The following is a 16,355-nucleotide window of genomic DNA, read 5'->3' on the forward strand; positions in this document are numbered from 1 at the left end:
GACACCGCGCCGGAGGCCGCGCTCGGCGCGCGCCGGGCCGATGCGCCGTACGGCGTCGCGCCCGAGATCGACGTCGCGCACGATGTCGCGTCCGAGGCCGGCATGCCGTACGACGCCGTCGTGCTCGCCGGAGGTGCCGCGCGGCGGCTCGGTGGGGCCGACAAGCCCGGTGTGCGGGTCGGCGGGCGGCGGCTGCTCGACCGGGTGCTCGAGGCCTGCGCCGGTGCGCGCACCACGGTCGTCGTTGCGGATCCCCGGCCCACCGCGCGCCCGGTGCGCTGGGCGCGCGAGGAGCCGCCCGGCGGCGGGCCGGTCGCCGCGCTCGATGCCGGGCTGCGGCACACCACGGCTCAGTACGCGGTCGTGCTCTCCGCCGACCTGCCGTTCCTCGAAGAGGTCACGGTACGGCGGCTGCTGACCGCCCTGCACACCAGCGGCGCCGACGGCGCGCTGCTCACCGACGCGGACGGCCGCGACCAGCCGCTCGTGGCCGCGTACCGCACGACCGCACTGCGGCGCGCGCTGACGGAACTCGCCGGCGCCGCGTCCACCGGCGGCCGGGCGGGGGCCGGTGCCCTCGCCGGGCTGCCTCTGCGCCGATTGGCCGGCGCACTCGACCTCACCCGCGTTCCGGACCCGCTCGCGTCCTTCGACTGCGACACCTGGGACGACATCGCCGACGCCAGGGCACGCATCAGGGAGCATGAGCACGTGTTGGATGAATGGATCTCCGCAGTCAAGGCCGAGCTGGGCATCGACCTGGACGTCGACACCGGCGTCCTCCTCGACCTGGCACGCGACGCCGCCCACGGGGTGGCCCGGCCCGCGGCCCCGCTGACCACCTTCCTCGTCGGCTACGCGGCAGCGCAGGGCGAGGGAGGCCCCGAGGCGGTCGCCGAGGCCGCCCGCAAGGCCGCCGCGCTGGCGCTGCGCTGGGAGGAAGAGAACAGCGCACCCCTGTCCGCCGAGAAGCCCGACCCGGGCCCGGACGCCGGATGACCGCCCGCGGCATCCGGGCCGGTGAGCCCGCCGAGGACCTCGAAGATCTCGACGTCGAGGAGGCGCTCGCCCTCGTGAGGGAACACAGGCAGCACGCGGAACATGGGACGTACGGCGGTTCCGGGGAACCCGTGCGTCGCAGTACGGACCCGGGCCCCGGCCCCGGCCCCGGTGCCGGCGGCCATCTGCCCGCACCCGCGCCGCAGAGCCGACCGGACGGACCGGAGCACCTGGAGCACCCGGGGCGGCAGAAGGCCACCCCCTGGCCCGAGGCCCGCGACATTGCGGCCCGCGCGGCCAGGTCCGGTACCCGCCGCCCGCCCGTCTCCGTGGCCCTCGGCGACGCCCTCGGCCTGGTCCTGGCCGCCCCGCTCGACGCGCTCACCGACCTGCCTTCCTTCGACACCTCCGCGATGGACGGCTGGGCCGTCGCCGGCCCCGGGCCCTGGCACGTGCGCGAGGAGGGCGTCCTCGCCGGGTACGCGCAGCCCGAGCCGCTGACGGACGGCGAGGCCGTACGCATCGCGACCGGTGCCCGTGTTCCCGGCGACACCACCGCCGTCCTGCGCAGCGAGCACGGCAGCACCGACGGCAAGGGCCGGCTGCACGCCACCGGCGAGGTGAAACACGGCCAGGACATCCGCCCGCGCGGCCAGGAGTGCCGGATCGGCGACCAACTGCTGCCGGTCGGCACCCTGGTCACCCCCGCTGTGCTGGGCCTCGCCGCGGCCGCCGGATACGACAGGGTCACCGCCGTCCCCCGCCCCAGTGCCGAAATCCTTGTCCTCGGCGACGAGTTGCTCACCGACGGGCTGCCGCACGACGGACTGATCCGTGACGCGCTCGGCCCGATGATGCCGCCCTGGCTGCGCGCGCTCGGTGCCGAGGTCATCGCGGTGCGCCGGCTCGGTGACGACGCCGGGGCCCTGCACGCGGCGATCACCACTTCCGGCGCCGACCTCCTCGTCACGACGGGCGGCACCGCCGCGGGCCCCGTCGACCACGTCCACCCCATCCTGCGGCGTATCGGTGCCGAACTCCTCGTCGACGGTGTCAAGGTGCGCCCCGGCCACCCCATGCTGTTGGCCCGCACCAAGGAGAACCAGCACCTCGTCGGCCTGCCCGGCAACCCCCTCGCTGCCGTCTCCGGTGTGCTCACCCTCGCCGAGCCGCTGCTGCGCACCCTGGCCGCCCGTCCGGCGCCCCAGCCGTATGCGCTGCCACTGCTGGGCACGGTGCACGGGCATCCGTACGACACCCGGCTCGTTCCCGTCGTCCTGCGCGACGACGGTGCCGTGCCGCTGCACTACTTCGGACCGGCGATGCTGCGCGGTGTCGCCGCCGCCGACGCCCTCGCCGTCGTACCGCCGGGCGGGGCCCAGCACGGTCAGGAGACGGAACTGCTCGACCTGCCCTGGGCGGCAGCCGGCATCGGGGTGTGTTTCACGTGAAACTTCCGGGTTATGACGCCATCGCCCGCCAGGCGGGCGAGCATCTGGTGACCCATCGGGTGGAGCTCCCGAGGAAAGTGGTGGAGCGCCCGATCCGCCAGGTCGTCCAACGGCTGTTGATGGCCCTCCTGGTGCTCGTCGTGACGGCACTGATCGTCTATGCCGAGCACGACGGCTACACCGACAACTCCGACAACTCCGTCGATCTGCTCGACGCGTTCTACTACGCGACGGTCACCCTCTCCACCACCGGATACGGCGACATCACCCCGGTCAGTGACGGAGCCCGGCTGACCAACATCCTCGTCATCACGCCCCTGCGCGTGCTGTTCCTCATCATCCTGGTCGGCACCACGCTCGAGGTCCTCACCGAACGCACCCGTGAGGAATGGCGCCTGAACCGCTGGAGGTCCACCGTGCGTGATCACACCGTCGTCATCGGCTTCGGCACCAAGGGGCGTTCGGCGGTCCAGACCGTCCTGGCGACCGGGCTGAAGAAGGAGCAGGTCGTCGTGGTCGACCCCAGTGCCAAGGCGGTCGACGCGGCAACGGCCGAGGGCTTCGCCGGTGTCGTCGGGGACGCGACCCGCAGCGACGTCCTCAAGCGGGCCGAGGTGCACAAGGCGCGGCAGATCATCGTCGCACCACAGCGGGACGACACGGCCGTCCTCGTCACGCTGACCGCCCGTCAGCTCAATCGCGGCGCGAAGATCGTGGCCACGGCGCGCGAGGAGGAGAACGCGCCGCTGCTCAAGCAGTCCGGCGCGGATGCCGTCATCACCAGTGCCAGCGCGGCCGGGCGGCTCCTCGGACTGTCCGTGCTCAGCCCCGCCGCCGGCATGGTCATGGAGGACCTCATCCAGCAGGGCAGCGGCCTCGACCTCGTCGAACGGCCCGTCGTCAAGGCCGAGGTGGGCAGGGGACCGCGCGAGGTGGACGACCTGGTGGTGAGCGTCGTACGCGGCCATCGTGTGCTCGGCTACGACGACCCGGCCATCGGTACGCTCCAGTCGGCGGACCGGCTCATCACGATCGTGCGGGCGACACCGGGTACGCAGGTCACGCCGGACATCCGGCCGATACCCCGGGCATAGCGACTGCCCGCGCGGCGCCGCCGTCGTGGGAGTAGCGTCGCCGTCATGCATGCGATCACGATTCCCGAACCTGGTGGGCCCGAGGCGCTGGTGTGGGACGAGGTCCCCGATCCGGTGCCGGGTGAGGGCGAGGTGCTGGTCGAGGTGGTGGCCAGCGCTGTCAACCGTGCCGACCTGTTGCAACGGCAGGGCTTCTACAAGCCGCCGCCGGGTGCGTCCTCCTACCCCGGCCTGGAGTGCTCCGGCAGGATCGCCGCGGTCGGCCCCGGGGTGTCCGGCTGGGCCGTCGGCGACGAGGTGTGCGCGCTGCTGGCGGGCGGCGGTTACGCCGAGAAGGTCGTCGTTCCGGCCGGCCAGCTGCTGCCCGTGCCGGAGGGCGTGGACCTCAAGCAGGCCGCGGCGCTGCCCGAGGTGGTGTGCACGGTCTGGTCGAACGTCTTCATGATCTCCCATCTGCGTCCGGGTGAGACGTTGCTGGTGCACGGTGGTTCCAGCGGCATCGGCACGATGGCGATCCAGCTCGCCAAGGCCGTCGGCGCCAAGGTCGCGGTCACGGCCGGCACCAAGGAGAAGCTCGACTACTGCGCCGAGCTGGGCGCGGACATCCTGGTCAACTACCGGGAGCAGGACTTCGTGGCCGAGGTGAAGCAGGCCACCGACGGGGCGGGTGCCGACGTCATCCTGGACAACATGGGTGCGAAGTACCTGGACCGCAACGTCCAGACTCTCGCCGTCAACGGCAGGCTTGCCGTGATCGGTCTCCAGGGCGGCGCCAAGGGCGAACTGAACCTCGGGGCGCTCCTCAACAAGCGGGCCGCGATCACCGCGACCTCGCTTCGCGCCCGCCCGCTCGCGGAGAAGGCGGCCGTCGTCGCCGCCGTACGCGAACACGTGTGGCCGCTGCTCACGGCGGGCCACGTCCGCCCGATCGTCGACCGTGAGCTGCCCATGGCAGAGGCCGCGGAGGCCCACCGGGTTCTGGAGGCGAGCGACCACATCGGAAAGGTGCTGCTGGTGGCGCCGTAGCGTGCCGTGGTAGTTCCTGGGGTGACCGCAGTCGCGCCGTTGGCTCAGGCAGCCGCAGCCGCGCCGTCAGCTCCTGCGCAGCCGCAGCCCCAGGAACGCGAGGCCGAGACCGATTCCGATGAGGACCAGGCCGCTGCCCAGCGGCAGGATGCGCAGGACGGGCTCGGTCGTGTCCTCGCCGCTCTGCCCGACGTTCTTCCGGCCCACGGGAGCCGGTGTGGCGGCCGAGGGGACCAGGGCAGCCCGGGGCGAGCCGGACGCGGAGGGCGCGGCCGAGGCCGTGGCGGACTCGCTTTCGTCCTCGTCGTTCCCGGGCTCGTCCCGACCCTCTTCGTCCCGCCACGTGTCGTCCTCGTCCTCGATGTCGAGCCGGCCCGGTCGCAGCCGCCCCTCACCGGGCCGGCTGCCCGCCCGGGACGGTTCGGGCGTCGTGGACGGGGAGGAAGACACCGACGCCGTGGGGCCGCGGGAGCCCGATGGGGAGACGTGTCTGGACGCGGAGGCCGAGGCGGATGCAGAGCCGGAGGCCGAAGCCGAGGCGTGCCGCGAGGAGGGCGCGGAGGGCGAGCCCGAGTGGCGGCCCTCGGCGCCGTACGCGGTACTCGCGCCGTACGTCGCGGTCGTGCCGTACGGCAGCACCACCACCGCCGCGACCGGCAGGAGCCGTGCGAGGCGGAGTGGGAGACGCAGCCATGGAGTCACGTCGGTGACCTCCCGGAGCTCATTCGCCGAGATCAATGACCTTCAGCTTCACATTTGTGTGCAAGTAGGGCATTTCTGATTAGCCCGACAGGTCGAAACGGTGAATCAGCCGTACCGGGGGGCACCACGGTGATGAGGTGTACGGGTGCGAGAGAATGGCGGCATGGAGATGCCGAGGAACGAAAGGTCGCCGGAGAACCCCCAGATCCTGGTCGTGGGCCAGGACGGCATGGCGCTCGGTGGCGGAGGAGACGACGACTCCCGCGAGATCCCGGTGACGGAGCAGGTGGAGCAGCCCGCCAAGGTGATGCGCATCGGCAGCATGATCAAGCAGCTGCTGGAGGAAGTGCGCGCCGCTCCCCTGGACGAGGCCAGCCGGGTCCGGCTCAAGGAGATCCACCGCAGTTCCGTGAAGGAGTTGGAGGACGGTCTCGCGCCCGAGCTGGTCGAGGAGCTGGAGCGGCTCTCCCTGCCGTTCAGGGACGACGGCACCCCCAGTGACGCGGAACTGCGTATCGCGCAGGCGCAGTTGGTGGGGTGGCTCGAGGGACTCTTCCACGGGATCCAGACCACGCTGTTCGCCCAGCAGATGGCCGCCCGGGCCCAGTTGGAGCAGATGCGCCGCGCGCTGCCGCCCGGGGTGGGCGACGGCCACGAGGAACCACGCTCGGGCGGCCGCTCGGGCGGGCCCTACCTGTAGAACACCAGCCGACCGACCCCCTCGACACAAAGGGCCCGGCGATCCGTCGCCGGGCCCTTTCCGCTGTCTGCGGGCCGATCAGCCGTTGGCCGGATTGCCCGTCGAGACCTTGAGCTGGATCTTCGGCATGTCCTTCGGGTCGACGTCCGTGTCGGCGGCGGGGAACTGCTCCATGATCGTGCCGTCGCCGTAGGTGTTCTCGTCGACGGGGATCTCCTGCATCTCCCAGCCCGCGGCCTGGAAGCACTCCTTGACCGACTTGATGTACTTGAACTTGAAGTCGGGGACCCGGATCTTGTCCGGGTCGTCGTACGACTCCTGAGGCTCCGTGCACTCCGTCTTGTCGATCGTCTTCGACTCGTCCGGGCCGCGGTAGCCCGCCGCCTGGGACGACGACGCCGAGGCGCTCGCACTGCCGCCGCCGCCCTTGGTGTCGTCACCGCCGCCGTTGTTGTTGAGGGTCAGCGCGACGATCAGGCCGACGACCGCGACGAGTGACACCACGATCGAGCCGATGATCACCGGCTTGTTGCTGCCCTTGCCGCCGCCCGGCCCCGAGGACTGGACCGCGCTCTGGGGCGTGATGTTGTACGGCGGCGGGGTCGACGGGGTCTGCTGGCCGTACCCGTTCGGGGCCGGCGTCCGGTAGCCGCCCTGCTGCGGATAGCCGTACGCCGGGGAGGGCACCGGTGTGCCGTACGGGTTCGGCGCCGGAGTGGGCTGGTACGGCGTCTGCACCGGGCCGTTCTGCGCCGGGGTCTGGCCGACCGGCGGGAACACGGCGGAGCCGACGCCCGAGCCGCTCTGGCTGGGGGCGCCCGGGACGATGCTCGGCGCGGCCGCCTGGAAGGAGGCGGCGACGCGCAGACACTCGTCGCGCATCGACTCGGCAGTGGGGAAGCGCTCGTTCGGGTTCTTCTTCAGCGCGCGGGCGACCAGCGCGTCCACGGCCGGCGGCAGCGAGCGGTTGATCGACGAAGGAGCCACCGGCTCCTCCTGCACATGTGCGTACGCGATCGCGAGCGGCGAGTCCGCGTCGAACGGCAGCCGTCCGGTGACCAGTTGGAACAGCATGATGCCGACCGAGTACAGGTCGGAGCGGGCGTCCACACCGCGGCCGAGTGCCTGCTCGGGCGAGAGGTACTGCGGGGTGCCGACGACCATGCCGGTCTGCGTCATCGACGTGACGCCCGACTGCATGGCGCGGGCGATGCCGAAGTCCATCACCTTGACGACGCCGCGCTTGGTCATCATCACGTTGCCCGGCTTGATGTCGCGGTGGACCAGCCCCATCTCGTGGCTGATCTCCAGCGCGGCCAGCACGTCCGCGGTGACCTTGAGCGCCTTGTCGGCGGGCATCGCGCCGTACTGCCGTACGTCCTCGTCGAGCACCGAGCCCAGCGGGCGGCCCTCGATGTACTCCATGACGATGTACGGCGTCGTCATGGAGTCAAGGTCGTCCTCGCCGGTGTCGAAGACCGAGACGATGTTGATGTGCGTGAGCTTCGCCACGGCCTGCGCCTCGCGGCGGAACCGCTCGCGAAAGGCCTGCTCGCGGCCCAGCTCGGTGTGCAGCGTCTTGATCGCGACCTGCCGGTCCAGCACGGCGTCGTACGCCAGGTGCACCGAGGCCATGCCGCCCTCGCCGAGCAAGTCGCGCAGCTGGTAGCGGCCGCCGGCGAGCGCCCGCCCCGCGTACCGACCCTGTGCGCCGTCCTGGCTCATGTCTTCGCGTCCCCCACTGGACCGTCAGGCGCCCTCGTTGATCGAATGCGTCATTCCCGGCCAAGTCTGCCGGAGGGCACTGACACGTCAAGCTCGGTGCCCGTTCCGTGACCGTACGCGAAAGAAGCGTCGCGGAAGCGTTACAGCCGCCGTACGCCCGGCACACAGGATTTGCACGACAGCGCGTGCCGGCGGTTTGATAGCCGGTCCGTCTCGGGTCCGTTCCGGCTCGGATCCCGGACCGGAGGTCACCGCGGAGGCTGTAGCGTGGCCGACGGAGACCCGTAACAACACCGCGCGCACCGCGGGCAGAAACGACGGCGAGGACAGATGGCACAGACGCACAGCGCCCAGGGCCCGTCCGACCCCGAGGCGACTGGCGGCGGCATGTCAGACGCGCCGGAGATGTGGGGCAACGGAGGGCTCGTCGGTGACGGCCGGTACCGGTTGACCCGCAGGCTCGGCCGGGGCGGCATGGCAGAGGTGTTCGCCGCCGAGGACGTGAGACTCGGCCGCACGGTGGCGGTCAAGCTGCTGCGCTCCGACCTCGCCGAGGACCCGGTCTCCAAGGCCCGTTTCACGCGCGAGGCCCAGTCGGTGGCCGGCCTCAACCACCACGCCATCGTCGCCGTGTACGACTCCGGCGAGGATTACGTCGGCGGCCAGTCCGTGCCGTACATCGTGATGGAGCTGGTCGAGGGCCGCACCATCCGCGACCTGCTGATCAACGCCGAGGCGCCCGGGCCCGAGCAGGCCCTGATCATCGTCTCCGGTGTGCTCGAGGCCCTCGCCTACTCGCACCAGCACGGCATCGTGCACCGCGACATCAAGCCCGCCAACGTCATCATCACGCACAACGGCGCCGTCAAGGTGATGGACTTCGGCATCGCCCGTGCGCTGCACGGCGCGTCCACGACGATGACACAGACCGGCATGGTCATGGGCACCCCGCAGTACCTCTCGCCGGAGCAGGCGCTCGGCAAGGCGGTCGACCACCGCTCCGACCTGTACGCGACCGGCTGCCTGCTGTACGAACTGCTCGCGCTGCGGCCTCCGTTCACCGGTGAGACCCCGCTGTCGGTGGTCTACCAGCACGTGCAGGACATCCCGACCCCGCCGTCGGAGACCTCGGACGCCTCACCGCCGGAGCTCGACGGCCTGGTCATGCGCTCGCTGGCCAAGGAGCCGGACGACCGCTTCCAGACGGCCGAGGAGATGCGCGGCCTGGTCCAGTACGGCCTGCAGATGCTGTACGACCAGGGCAGCCACACCGGCACCTGGAACACCGGCCCCGTGGACGTGCACGACGGCCGGCAGACTCCGGCGGGCGGTTTCGCGGGGACGACCGCGATGCCGCACCCCATGGGCGGCCCCGGCACCACGCAGATCCCGCAGCCGATCCTGCCGGGCGGCTACGGCAACGGCGACGAGGGCGGCTTCGAGGGGCACGGCAACAAGGGCAGCGGCCGCGGCAAGCTGTGGATCCTGGCGGTCCTCGCGGTGATCGCGATCGCGGCGGGCGTGGCGCTGGCGCTGAACAACACCGGCGGCGGCAGCGGCGGTCCGGGTACGACGCAGTCGCCGACGACCTCGCCGACCACCGCGGACGAGAAGCCGAGCAAGAGCCCGAGCGACGAGGCGACGGACGAGGCGACCGACCCGGCCACGGACAGCGGTTCGGACCAGAACACCGGTTCCGGCTACACGCCGTCGGCCACCCCGTCGTACACCATGTCCGACCCGGAGACCAACGGCCCGACCGACGAGCCGACGGACCCGACGACGTCCCAGGAGCCGACGGACCCGGGGACCTCGTCGCAGCCGGAGCCGTCGGACCCGGTGACCCCGACGGGCGGCAGCCCGAGCGGCGACGCGGGTCCTTGAAGGCCACCGGCCATCGTGCCCACCCTGTGAGGCCGTCCACCCTGTGAGGCCGTGCGCCTCCTGCCTGACCGCCACGCACGCGTGAGAGCCGCCTTCGGCCCACGCGCGCGTGGCGTTCCGTTTCGTACGCACCTGCCCGTCGCCCGCCCCGTGCCCGCTCACGCCTCGACGAAGGCGTCGCACACCGCGTCGTACTCCCGGGTCCACCACACCGCGAGCGCCGAGGCGGCCGGGAACTGGGGGTCGGCTCGGGTGTCGCCGCGTTCGTAGTGCCAGCGCAGCATCCAGAAGTCGTTGAGCCGCTCCCACCACACGCGGTGCACGGCCGCCGCGAGTTGTGAGGGCGTGGCCCGGGCCGCGCGCCGGTACGCGCGCGCGTACGCCCGCACCCTCGGCAGGTCGAGTGCCCCCGCGGGCCGTACGAAGAAGATCGCGGCGGCGCGGACGGCCTCCTCCGCGCGGGGCTGCACGCCGAGCCGGTCCCAGTCGACGATCGCGGCCGGGGCGTCGCCCTTGTAGAGCAGGTTGAACGGGTGGAAGTCGCCGTGCACCCAGCCCACCGAGCCGCCGCGCGGCGGCCGCCGGTCCGCGTGCTGTTCGAGGAGCACCCGGCGCTCGAGGAGGCGGTGGCGGGCGAGCGCGTCGAAGGCGTCGGCGGGGCGGTGCCGGCGGACGTGGCCGAGCAGGTCGTCGATGAGTGCGAAGGTGTCCGCGGGGTCGGCGCTCTCCACCGGGTGGGGGCCGGTGGCGGGACGCGTGCGCCCCTGTGGCGGCATCACTTGCTCCAGACAGGCGTGCACGGCGCCCAGGAGCGCCCCGAGCCGCGTGCACTGCCCGGTGGTGAGCTGCCCGCCGTGCCGGTGTCGGCCGTCGATCCAGGGGTGCAGGGCGTAGGCGTGGCCGCCGACGACGGCGACCGTACGGCCGTCGCGGCCGGCGAGCGGCGGGGCGACCGGGACGCCGAGGGCGGCCAGGCGCTGGGTGGCCCGGTGCCGGCGCTCGATCGCGGCGGGGTCGGCGGTGTCGGGGTCGAAGTGGTGCTTGAGGAAGTAGCGGCCGCGGGTCGTGCGCAGGCGGTAGCCGCGGTTGAGGAGGCCCTGGTCGACGGGTTCACAGGTGACGGGGGAACCGGCGGCGTACAGGCGGAGCAGGCGGCCCAGAGGGGGCGTGTGGGGTACGGGGGGTGGTACACAGGAGCGCGGCACGCCCCAGATGGTAGGACACCGCACGCGCCTGTGAGCTGCGTGTTGTCACAGAATGTCACTTTCGATCACAGTGAATGCTCGAAGTGTCGCGTGCGCTCCGTAGGATCGACACGTTGTTCTTGATCGTCTTCTCGGCGAGGTGCAGCTCGTCGCCGGCCCGGCGGGAGACGGGCTCGTGGACGTCGCGCCGGACGAGCTCGTGGCCGTCGAAGAGGAAGCCCTGATTTGTCATGCTTCGGGCGCGAAGGCAGTCTCACACGCAAAGTCTTCCCGTGGCCCCGGTCCGCGGGATAACGTGCCGTTGCTCCGGCCTCCTGCAAGGCTGTGACCAGCGCCCTTCCAGGCCACGGCGATTTACTTGGAAATCCAAGCAAAATCGCAGGTCAGGCGGGGTTTCACAGAAATGTGGCGCACTGGGTAACGTGATGGTTGCAGGGCGCTCGCCGGGGCACCTGTCACGCCTGTTCCGGCCCAGTGGCACCCACCCCGTGCTCCGGGTGCCGGCAACAGGTGAGCCGCACTGGTTACCCGGCAATCCCGGGGGCCGGACCGACGGAGGAGCACACGTGACCGTGGACAGCAGTGCCGCGCGCAAGCCGCGACGCAGCGCCGCAGGCAAGGCCGGCACCACCGGCACCAAGCGCACCACAGTGAAGAAGAGCACCGAACCCGAACTCGTCCAGCTGCTGACGCCCGAGGGCGAGCGCGTCGAGGACGCGAGGTACGCCGAGTACGCGGAGTACGTCGCCGGGATCACCCCCGAGGAGCTGCGCGGTCTGTACCGCGACATGGTGCTCACCCGGCGCTTCGACGCCGAGGCCACCGCCCTGCAGCGCCAGGGCGAGCTGGGCCTGTGGGCGTCCCTGCTCGGCCAGGAGGCCGCGCAGATCGGCTCCGGCCGCGCCACCCGCGACGACGACTACGTCTTCCCGACCTACCGCGAGCACGGCGTCGCCTGGTGCCGCGGCGTCGACCCGACCAACCTGCTGGGCATGTTCCGCGGCGTGAACAACGGCGGCTGGGACCCCAACAGCAACAACTTCCATCTCTACACGATCGTCATCGGCTCCCAGGCGCTGCACGCGACGGGCTACGCGATGGGTGTGGCCAAGGACGGCGCCGACTCGGCGGTCATCGCCTACTTCGGCGACGGCGCCTCCAGCCAGGGCGACGTGGCCGAGGCGTTCACGTTCTCCGCGGTCTACAACGCGCCCGTCGTGTTCTTCTGCCAGAACAACCAGTGGGCGATCTCCGAGCCGACCGAGAAGCAGACCCGCGTGCCGCTCTACCAGCGCGCCCAGGGCTACGGCTTCCCCGGCGTGCGCGTGGACGGCAACGACGTCCTCGCCTGTCTGGCGGTCACCAAGTGGGCGCTGGAGCGCGCCCGCGGCGGCGAGGGCCCGACGCTGGTCGAGGCGTACACGTACCGCATGGGCGCCCACACCACCTCCGACGACCCCACGCGCTACCGGGGCGACGAGGAGCGCCTGGCCTGGGAGGCGAAGGACCCGATCCTGCGCCTTCGCCGCTACCTCGAGGCCGCAAACCACGCGGACGAGGGATTCTTCGCGGAACTCGAGGCGGAGAGCGAGGCGTTGGGCAAACGAGTGCGGGAGGTGGTCCGTGCCATGCCTGACCCGGACACCTTCGCCATCTTCGAGAACGTGTACGCGGACGGGCACGCGCTCGTCGACGAGGAGCGAGCGCAGTTCGCCGCCTACCAGGCGTCGTTCGCGGACGTAGAGGGGGCCTGACCATGGCAGCGGAGACCAAGGCCACGAAGAGCATGCCTCTGGCCAAGGCGATCAACGAGTCGCTGCGGCACGCCCTGGAGGCCGACCCCAAGGTCCTCGTCATGGGCGAGGACGTCGGCAAGCTCGGCGGCGTCTTCCGGGTGACGGACGGCCTGCAGAAGGACTTCGGCGAGAGCCGCGTCATCGACACCCCGCTCGCCGAGTCCGGCATCGTCGGCACCGCCATCGGCCTCGCGCTGCGCGGCTACCGCCCGGTGGTGGAGATCCAGTTCGACGGCTTCGTCTTCCCGGCGTACGACCAGATCGTCACCCAGCTCGCGAAGATGCACGCGCGCTCGCTGGGCAAGGTCAAGCTTCCCGTCGTCGTTCGCATCCCCTACGGGGGTGGCATCGGCGCGGTCGAGCACCACTCCGAGTCCCCCGAGGCCCTGTTCGCGCACGTGGCGGGCCTGAAGGTGGTCTCCCCGTCCAACGCGTCCGACGCGTACTGGATGATGCAGCAGGCCATCCAGAGCGACGACCCGGTGATCTACTTCGAGCCCAAGCGGCGCTACTGGGACAAGGCCGAGGTCAACACCGAGGCCATCCCCGACCCGCTGCACAGGGCGCGCGTAGTCCGCGAGGGCACCGACCTGACCCTTGCCGCGTACGGCCCGATGGTGAAGCTCTGCCAGGAGGTCGCCGACGCGGCCGCCGAGGAGGGCAAGTCCCTGGAGGTCCTGGACCTCAGGTCCGTCTCCCCGCTCGACTTCGACGCGATCCAGGCCTCGGTGGAGAAGACCCGCCGCCTGGTCGTGGTCCACGAGGCACCGGTGTTCCTCGGCTCCGGCGCGGAGATCGCCGCCCGGATCACGGAGCGCTGCTTCTACCACCTGGAGGCTCCCGTGCTCCGGGTGGGCGGCTACCACGCCCCCTATCCGCCGGCCCGCATCGAGGAGTCGTACCTTCCGGACCTGGACCGGGTGCTCGACGCCGTCGACCGTGCCCTGGCGTACTGAGGAGAGGGTCGTGACGACGATGACGGAAGCGTCCGTGCGCGAGTTCAAGATGCCCGACGTGGGCGAGGGACTCACCGAGGCCGAGATCCTCAAGTGGTACGTGCAGCCGGGCGACAAGGTGACCGACGGCCAGGTGGTGTGCGAGGTCGAGACCGCCAAGGCGGCCGTCGAACTCCCCATCCCGTACGACGGCGTGGTCCGCGAACTGCACTTCCCCGAGGGCACCACGGTGGACGTGGGCACGTCCATCATCGCGGTGGACGTGTCGGGCGGCGCCGCGCCCGTGCCGGCTCCCGCGGAGCCGCAGCCGGCGGAGCAGCCCGCGGCGGAGCCGAAGCCGGAGGGCCGCAAGCCGGTGCTCGTCGGGTACGGCGTCGCCGAGTCCTCGACCAAGCGCCGCCCGCGCAAGAGCAGCGAGACCGTGGCCGCGGAGGCGGACCGGGCCGCCCAGGCGATCCAGGCCGAGCTGAACGGCCACGGCGCAGCTGCCGTCGCAGCCCGCCGCCCGCTGGCCAAGCCGCCGGTGCGCAAGCTGGCGAAGGATCTCGGCGTCGACCTGGCGACGGTGACCCCGACCGGCCCGGACGGCATCATCACGCGCGAGGACGTCCACGCGGCCGTGGCCGCGCCCACGGCGCCCGAGGTCCCCGCGACCGTGGCGCCGGCAGCGGTCGCGCCCGCCGCACCCGTGGCCCCCGCCCCGGTGGTGACGTACGACGGCGCGCGCGAGACCCGTGTCCCGGTCAAGGGCGTCCGCAAGGCGACCGCGCAGGCGATGGTCGGCTCGGCGTTCACGGCACCGCACGTCACGGAGTTCGTGACGGTGGACGTGACGCGCACGATGAAGCTGGTCGAGGAGCTGAAGCAGGACAGGGAGATGCAGGGTCTGCGGGTCAACCCGCTGCTTCTGATCGCCAAGGCCCTGCTGGTCGCCATCAAGCGCAACCCGGACGTCAACGCGTCCTGGGACGAGGCGAACCAGGAGATCGTGCTCAAGCACTACGTCAACCTGGGCATCGCCGCGGCCACCCCGCGCGGTCTGATCGTCCCGAACATCAAGGACGCGCACGCCAAGACGCTCCCGCAACTGGCCCAGGCACTTGGCGAGTTGGTGTCCACGGCCCGCGAGGGCAAGACGTCCCCGGCAGCGATGCAGGGCGGCACGGTCACGATCACCAACGTCGGCGTCTTCGGCGTCGACACCGGCACGCCGATCCTCAACCCCGGCGAGTCCGCGATCCTCGCGGTCGGCGCGATCAAGCTCCAGCCGTGGGTCCACAAGGGCAAGGTGAAGCCTCGTCAGGTCACCACCCTGGCCCTGAGCTTCGATCACCGCCTGGTGGACGGTGAGCTGGGCTCCAAGGTGCTGGCCGACGTGGCGGCGATCCTGGAGCAGCCGAAGCGGCTGATCACCTGGGCGTAGCCCGCGACAACACGAAGGGCCGCGCATCCCGGTGAGGTTTGCGCGGCCCTTTTCCGGCCCAGTGCCGGGGCAGCGAGATCGAGTTGGATGTCCTCGTGGTCCAGGCCTGGTCGGCGTGGCGTGACCCGGACCAGGTCGGTCATATGACGGCCTGGTAGCCCTGCCGGCCCGTCGCGATCTTCACGCGGCCGACGAACGAGCCCGGTCCGTGCCGAGGCTGCCGGGATTTCGTCAGCGGGTGCCCCCGAGTGAGACCACGTTCACCGCACACGTACGTCAGGAACACGGCGCACTGTCGTGACACCGAAGCGGGCCCGTCGTGACGGCACGACAGGCCCGTTGCGTACGGTGACCCGAGGTCAGCCGAGCTTGGCGAAGCCGTAGCTCATGAGCTTCTTGGCGTCCGACTCGCGCTGGGTGATGGACGTGGAGGCGAGGACCGTGCCGATGACCGTCTTGCCACCCCGTGTCGCGGCGAAGACCAGGCAGTACTTGGCCTCGGCGCCGGAGCCGGTCTTCACGCCGATCGTGCCGCTGTAGCTGCTGAGCAGACCGTTCGTGTTGGTCCACTTCGCCATCGTGCGGGTGCCGCCGGTCTTGGTGATCGTCTTCGCCGTGTACGACTTGGTCTTGACGACCGAGCGGAACGTGCTGCTCTTCATCGCGCTGCTGGCGAGCTTCGTGAGGTCGCGCGGCGTCGAGTAGTTGGAGCCGTTGCCGATGCCGTCGAACGAATCGAAGTGCGTGTTCGTGAGGCCCAGCTGCTTGGCCTTGGTGTTCATCTTGCCGATGAAGGACTTCACGCGCGCGGCCCGCGTCGAGCCCGTGCCGAACTTGTCGGCGAGCGCGTAGGCGGCGTCGCAGCCGGACGGCAGCATCAGGCCGTACAGCAGCTGGCGGACGGTGACCTTGTCGCCGACGATCAGATGGGCCGAGGAGGCGTTCTTCGACACGATGTAGTCGCTGTACGCCTTCTGGATCGTGACCTTGGCGTCCAGGTTGAGGTTCGACTGCGTGAGCACGACCTTCGCGGTCATGATCTTCGTGGTGGAACCGGTGGAACGCCGGGTGTCCGCCGCCTTTGTGTACAGCGTCTTGGCGTTCGCGTCGTTCATGACGTAACCGCCCTTGGCCACGATCGACGGCGTGGTGACGGCCTGAGCGGGCGCCGCGGTAAGGGCTCCGGTGGCGATCATGGCGCCGGCGGTGACGGAGACCGCGGCGGCTCTGCGAAGACGGATGCCCTTGATGCCGGTTTTCAAGTCAGATACCCCGATTATGTTGAATGCCCCTGGTGTGCGGCCGAGTTGAGGTGGCAAGCGAGTGGGGCCGCATGGGTGTGACATGCGAGCGGGATTGATGGTTGTGCGCGGGCGGGGACTTTTTCGAATCCG

At 71.1% G+C, this 16,355-nt stretch carries 14 protein-coding genes; 9 read left to right on the forward strand and 5 right to left on the reverse strand.

All coding sequences use genetic code 11. From position 1 onward, the window contains the following. Positions 1 to 102 precede the first annotated feature (102 nt). From IEZ19_RS13955 to IEZ19_RS13970, 4 genes are read left to right on the forward strand one after another with little or no spacing between them, the layout of a single operon-like run. Entirely contained in the window at positions 103 to 999 is an 897-nt protein-coding gene (locus tag IEZ19_RS13955) for an NTP transferase domain-containing protein (protein ID WP_189311572.1), read from the forward strand. Further along, complete coding sequence (locus IEZ19_RS13960) at positions 996 to 2,450, forward strand: molybdopterin molybdotransferase MoeA (protein ID WP_189311463.1); 1,455 nt, start codon at positions 996 to 998, stop codon at positions 2,448 to 2,450. The genes IEZ19_RS13955 and IEZ19_RS13960 overlap by 4 nt, the downstream gene beginning before the upstream one ends. Continuing rightward, positions 2,447 to 3,544, forward strand: a complete 1,098-nt coding sequence (locus tag IEZ19_RS13965; RefSeq protein ID WP_189311464.1) for a potassium channel family protein — start codon at positions 2,447 to 2,449, stop codon at positions 3,542 to 3,544. The genes IEZ19_RS13960 and IEZ19_RS13965 overlap by 4 nt, the downstream gene beginning before the upstream one ends. Positions 3,545 to 3,589: 45 nt before the next feature. Continuing rightward, positions 3,590 to 4,570 (forward strand): NAD(P)H-quinone oxidoreductase, encoded by a 981-nt coding sequence (locus IEZ19_RS13970; RefSeq protein ID WP_189311465.1) that lies wholly within the window; start codon positions 3,590 to 3,592, stop codon positions 4,568 to 4,570. A 66-nt stretch (positions 4,571 to 4,636) separates the two neighbouring features. Here the strand turns inward: IEZ19_RS13970 and IEZ19_RS13975 are convergent, their stop codons facing one another. After that, complete coding sequence (locus tag IEZ19_RS13975; RefSeq protein ID WP_189311590.1) at positions 4,637 to 5,272, reverse strand: hypothetical protein; 636 nt, start codon at positions 5,270 to 5,272, stop codon at positions 4,637 to 4,639. Between the two features lie 163 nt (positions 5,273 to 5,435). Here IEZ19_RS13975 and IEZ19_RS13980 point away from each other — a divergent pair, with 163 nt between their 5' ends. Continuing rightward, positions 5,436 to 5,972 carry a bacterial proteasome activator family protein gene (locus tag IEZ19_RS13980; protein ID WP_189311466.1) on the forward strand — a complete coding sequence of 179 codons (537 nt, stop codon included), beginning with the start codon at positions 5,436 to 5,438 and terminating at the stop codon, positions 5,970 to 5,972. 78 nt (positions 5,973 to 6,050) lie between these two features. On the opposite strand, the gene IEZ19_RS13985 is transcribed toward IEZ19_RS13980, so the two are convergent. Then, positions 6,051 to 7,697 (reverse strand): protein kinase domain-containing protein, encoded by a 1,647-nt coding sequence (locus IEZ19_RS13985; RefSeq protein WP_189311467.1) that lies wholly within the window; start codon positions 7,695 to 7,697, stop codon positions 6,051 to 6,053. 330 nt (positions 7,698 to 8,027) lie between these two features. Between IEZ19_RS13985 and IEZ19_RS13990 the strand changes: the two genes are divergently transcribed. Beyond that, positions 8,028 to 9,581 (forward strand): protein kinase domain-containing protein, encoded by a 1,554-nt coding sequence (locus tag IEZ19_RS13990; RefSeq protein WP_189311468.1) that lies wholly within the window; start codon positions 8,028 to 8,030, stop codon positions 9,579 to 9,581. Positions 9,582 to 9,739: 158 nt separating this feature from the next. On the opposite strand, the gene IEZ19_RS13995 is transcribed toward IEZ19_RS13990, so the two are convergent. Together IEZ19_RS13995 and IEZ19_RS14000 are read right to left on the reverse strand one after the other, a co-directional pair. Continuing rightward, the gene (locus tag IEZ19_RS13995; RefSeq protein WP_189311469.1) at positions 9,740 to 10,786 is read right to left on the reverse strand and encodes a phosphotransferase; all 1,047 of its coding nucleotides are present in this window, start codon (positions 10,784 to 10,786) and stop codon (positions 9,740 to 9,742) included. A 55-nt stretch (positions 10,787 to 10,841) separates the two neighbouring features. Beyond that, positions 10,842 to 11,018: a hypothetical protein gene (locus IEZ19_RS14000; protein ID WP_189311470.1), complete on the reverse strand. Its 177-nt coding sequence runs from the start codon at positions 11,016 to 11,018 to the stop codon at positions 10,842 to 10,844. Between the two features lie 334 nt (positions 11,019 to 11,352). On the opposite strand from IEZ19_RS14000, the gene pdhA reads away from it, so the two are divergent. From pdhA to IEZ19_RS14015, 3 genes are read left to right on the forward strand one after another with little or no spacing between them, the layout of a single operon-like run. Then, a complete protein-coding gene (pdhA, locus tag IEZ19_RS14005; protein ID WP_189311471.1) occupies positions 11,353 to 12,540 on the forward strand; it encodes a pyruvate dehydrogenase (acetyl-transferring) E1 component subunit alpha in 1,188 nt (395 codons plus the stop codon). Between the two features lie 2 nt (positions 12,541 to 12,542). Then, the gene (locus tag IEZ19_RS14010; RefSeq protein ID WP_189311472.1) at positions 12,543 to 13,538 is read left to right on the forward strand and encodes an alpha-ketoacid dehydrogenase subunit beta; all 996 of its coding nucleotides are present in this window, start codon (positions 12,543 to 12,545) and stop codon (positions 13,536 to 13,538) included. A gap of 10 nt (positions 13,539 to 13,548) precedes the next feature. Further along, positions 13,549 to 14,961: a dihydrolipoamide acetyltransferase family protein gene (locus IEZ19_RS14015; RefSeq protein WP_189311473.1), complete on the forward strand. Its 1,413-nt coding sequence runs from the start codon at positions 13,549 to 13,551 to the stop codon at positions 14,959 to 14,961. A 359-nt stretch (positions 14,962 to 15,320) separates the two neighbouring features. Here IEZ19_RS14015 and IEZ19_RS14020 read toward each other — a convergent pair whose 3' ends face one another. Beyond that, on the reverse strand, positions 15,321 to 16,223 hold the full coding sequence (locus IEZ19_RS14020) for a D-alanyl-D-alanine carboxypeptidase family protein (protein ID WP_189311474.1): 903 nt from the start codon (positions 16,221 to 16,223) through the stop codon (positions 15,321 to 15,323). Positions 16,224 to 16,355 lie beyond the last annotated feature (132 nt).

Origin of the sequence: Streptomyces brasiliensis (assembly GCF_014647875.1) — a bacterium.
GTDB classification, from domain to species: domain Bacteria; phylum Actinomycetota; class Actinomycetes; order Streptomycetales; family Streptomycetaceae; genus Streptomyces; species Streptomyces brasiliensis.

Coding starts and splice junctions, on each gene's coding strand:
- IEZ19_RS13955 (WP_189311572.1), top strand. CDS start 103: ATGCCGTACGACGCCGTCGTGCTCGCCGGAGGTGCCGCGCGGCGGCTC.
- IEZ19_RS14010 (WP_189311472.1), top strand. CDS start 12,543: ATGGCAGCGGAGACCAAGGCCACGAAGAGCATGCCTCTGGCCAAGGCG.
- IEZ19_RS13985 (WP_189311467.1), bottom strand. CDS start 7,697: ATGAGCCAGGACGGCGCACAGGGTCGGTACGCGGGGCGGGCGCTCGCC.
- IEZ19_RS14000 (WP_189311470.1), bottom strand. CDS start 11,018: ATGACAAATCAGGGCTTCCTCTTCGACGGCCACGAGCTCGTCCGGCGC.
- IEZ19_RS13970 (WP_189311465.1), top strand. CDS start 3,590: ATGCATGCGATCACGATTCCCGAACCTGGTGGGCCCGAGGCGCTGGTG.
- IEZ19_RS13990 (WP_189311468.1), top strand. CDS start 8,028: ATGGCACAGACGCACAGCGCCCAGGGCCCGTCCGACCCCGAGGCGACT.
- IEZ19_RS13980 (WP_189311466.1), top strand. CDS start 5,436: ATGGAGATGCCGAGGAACGAAAGGTCGCCGGAGAACCCCCAGATCCTG.
- IEZ19_RS13960 (WP_189311463.1), top strand. CDS start 996: ATGACCGCCCGCGGCATCCGGGCCGGTGAGCCCGCCGAGGACCTCGAA.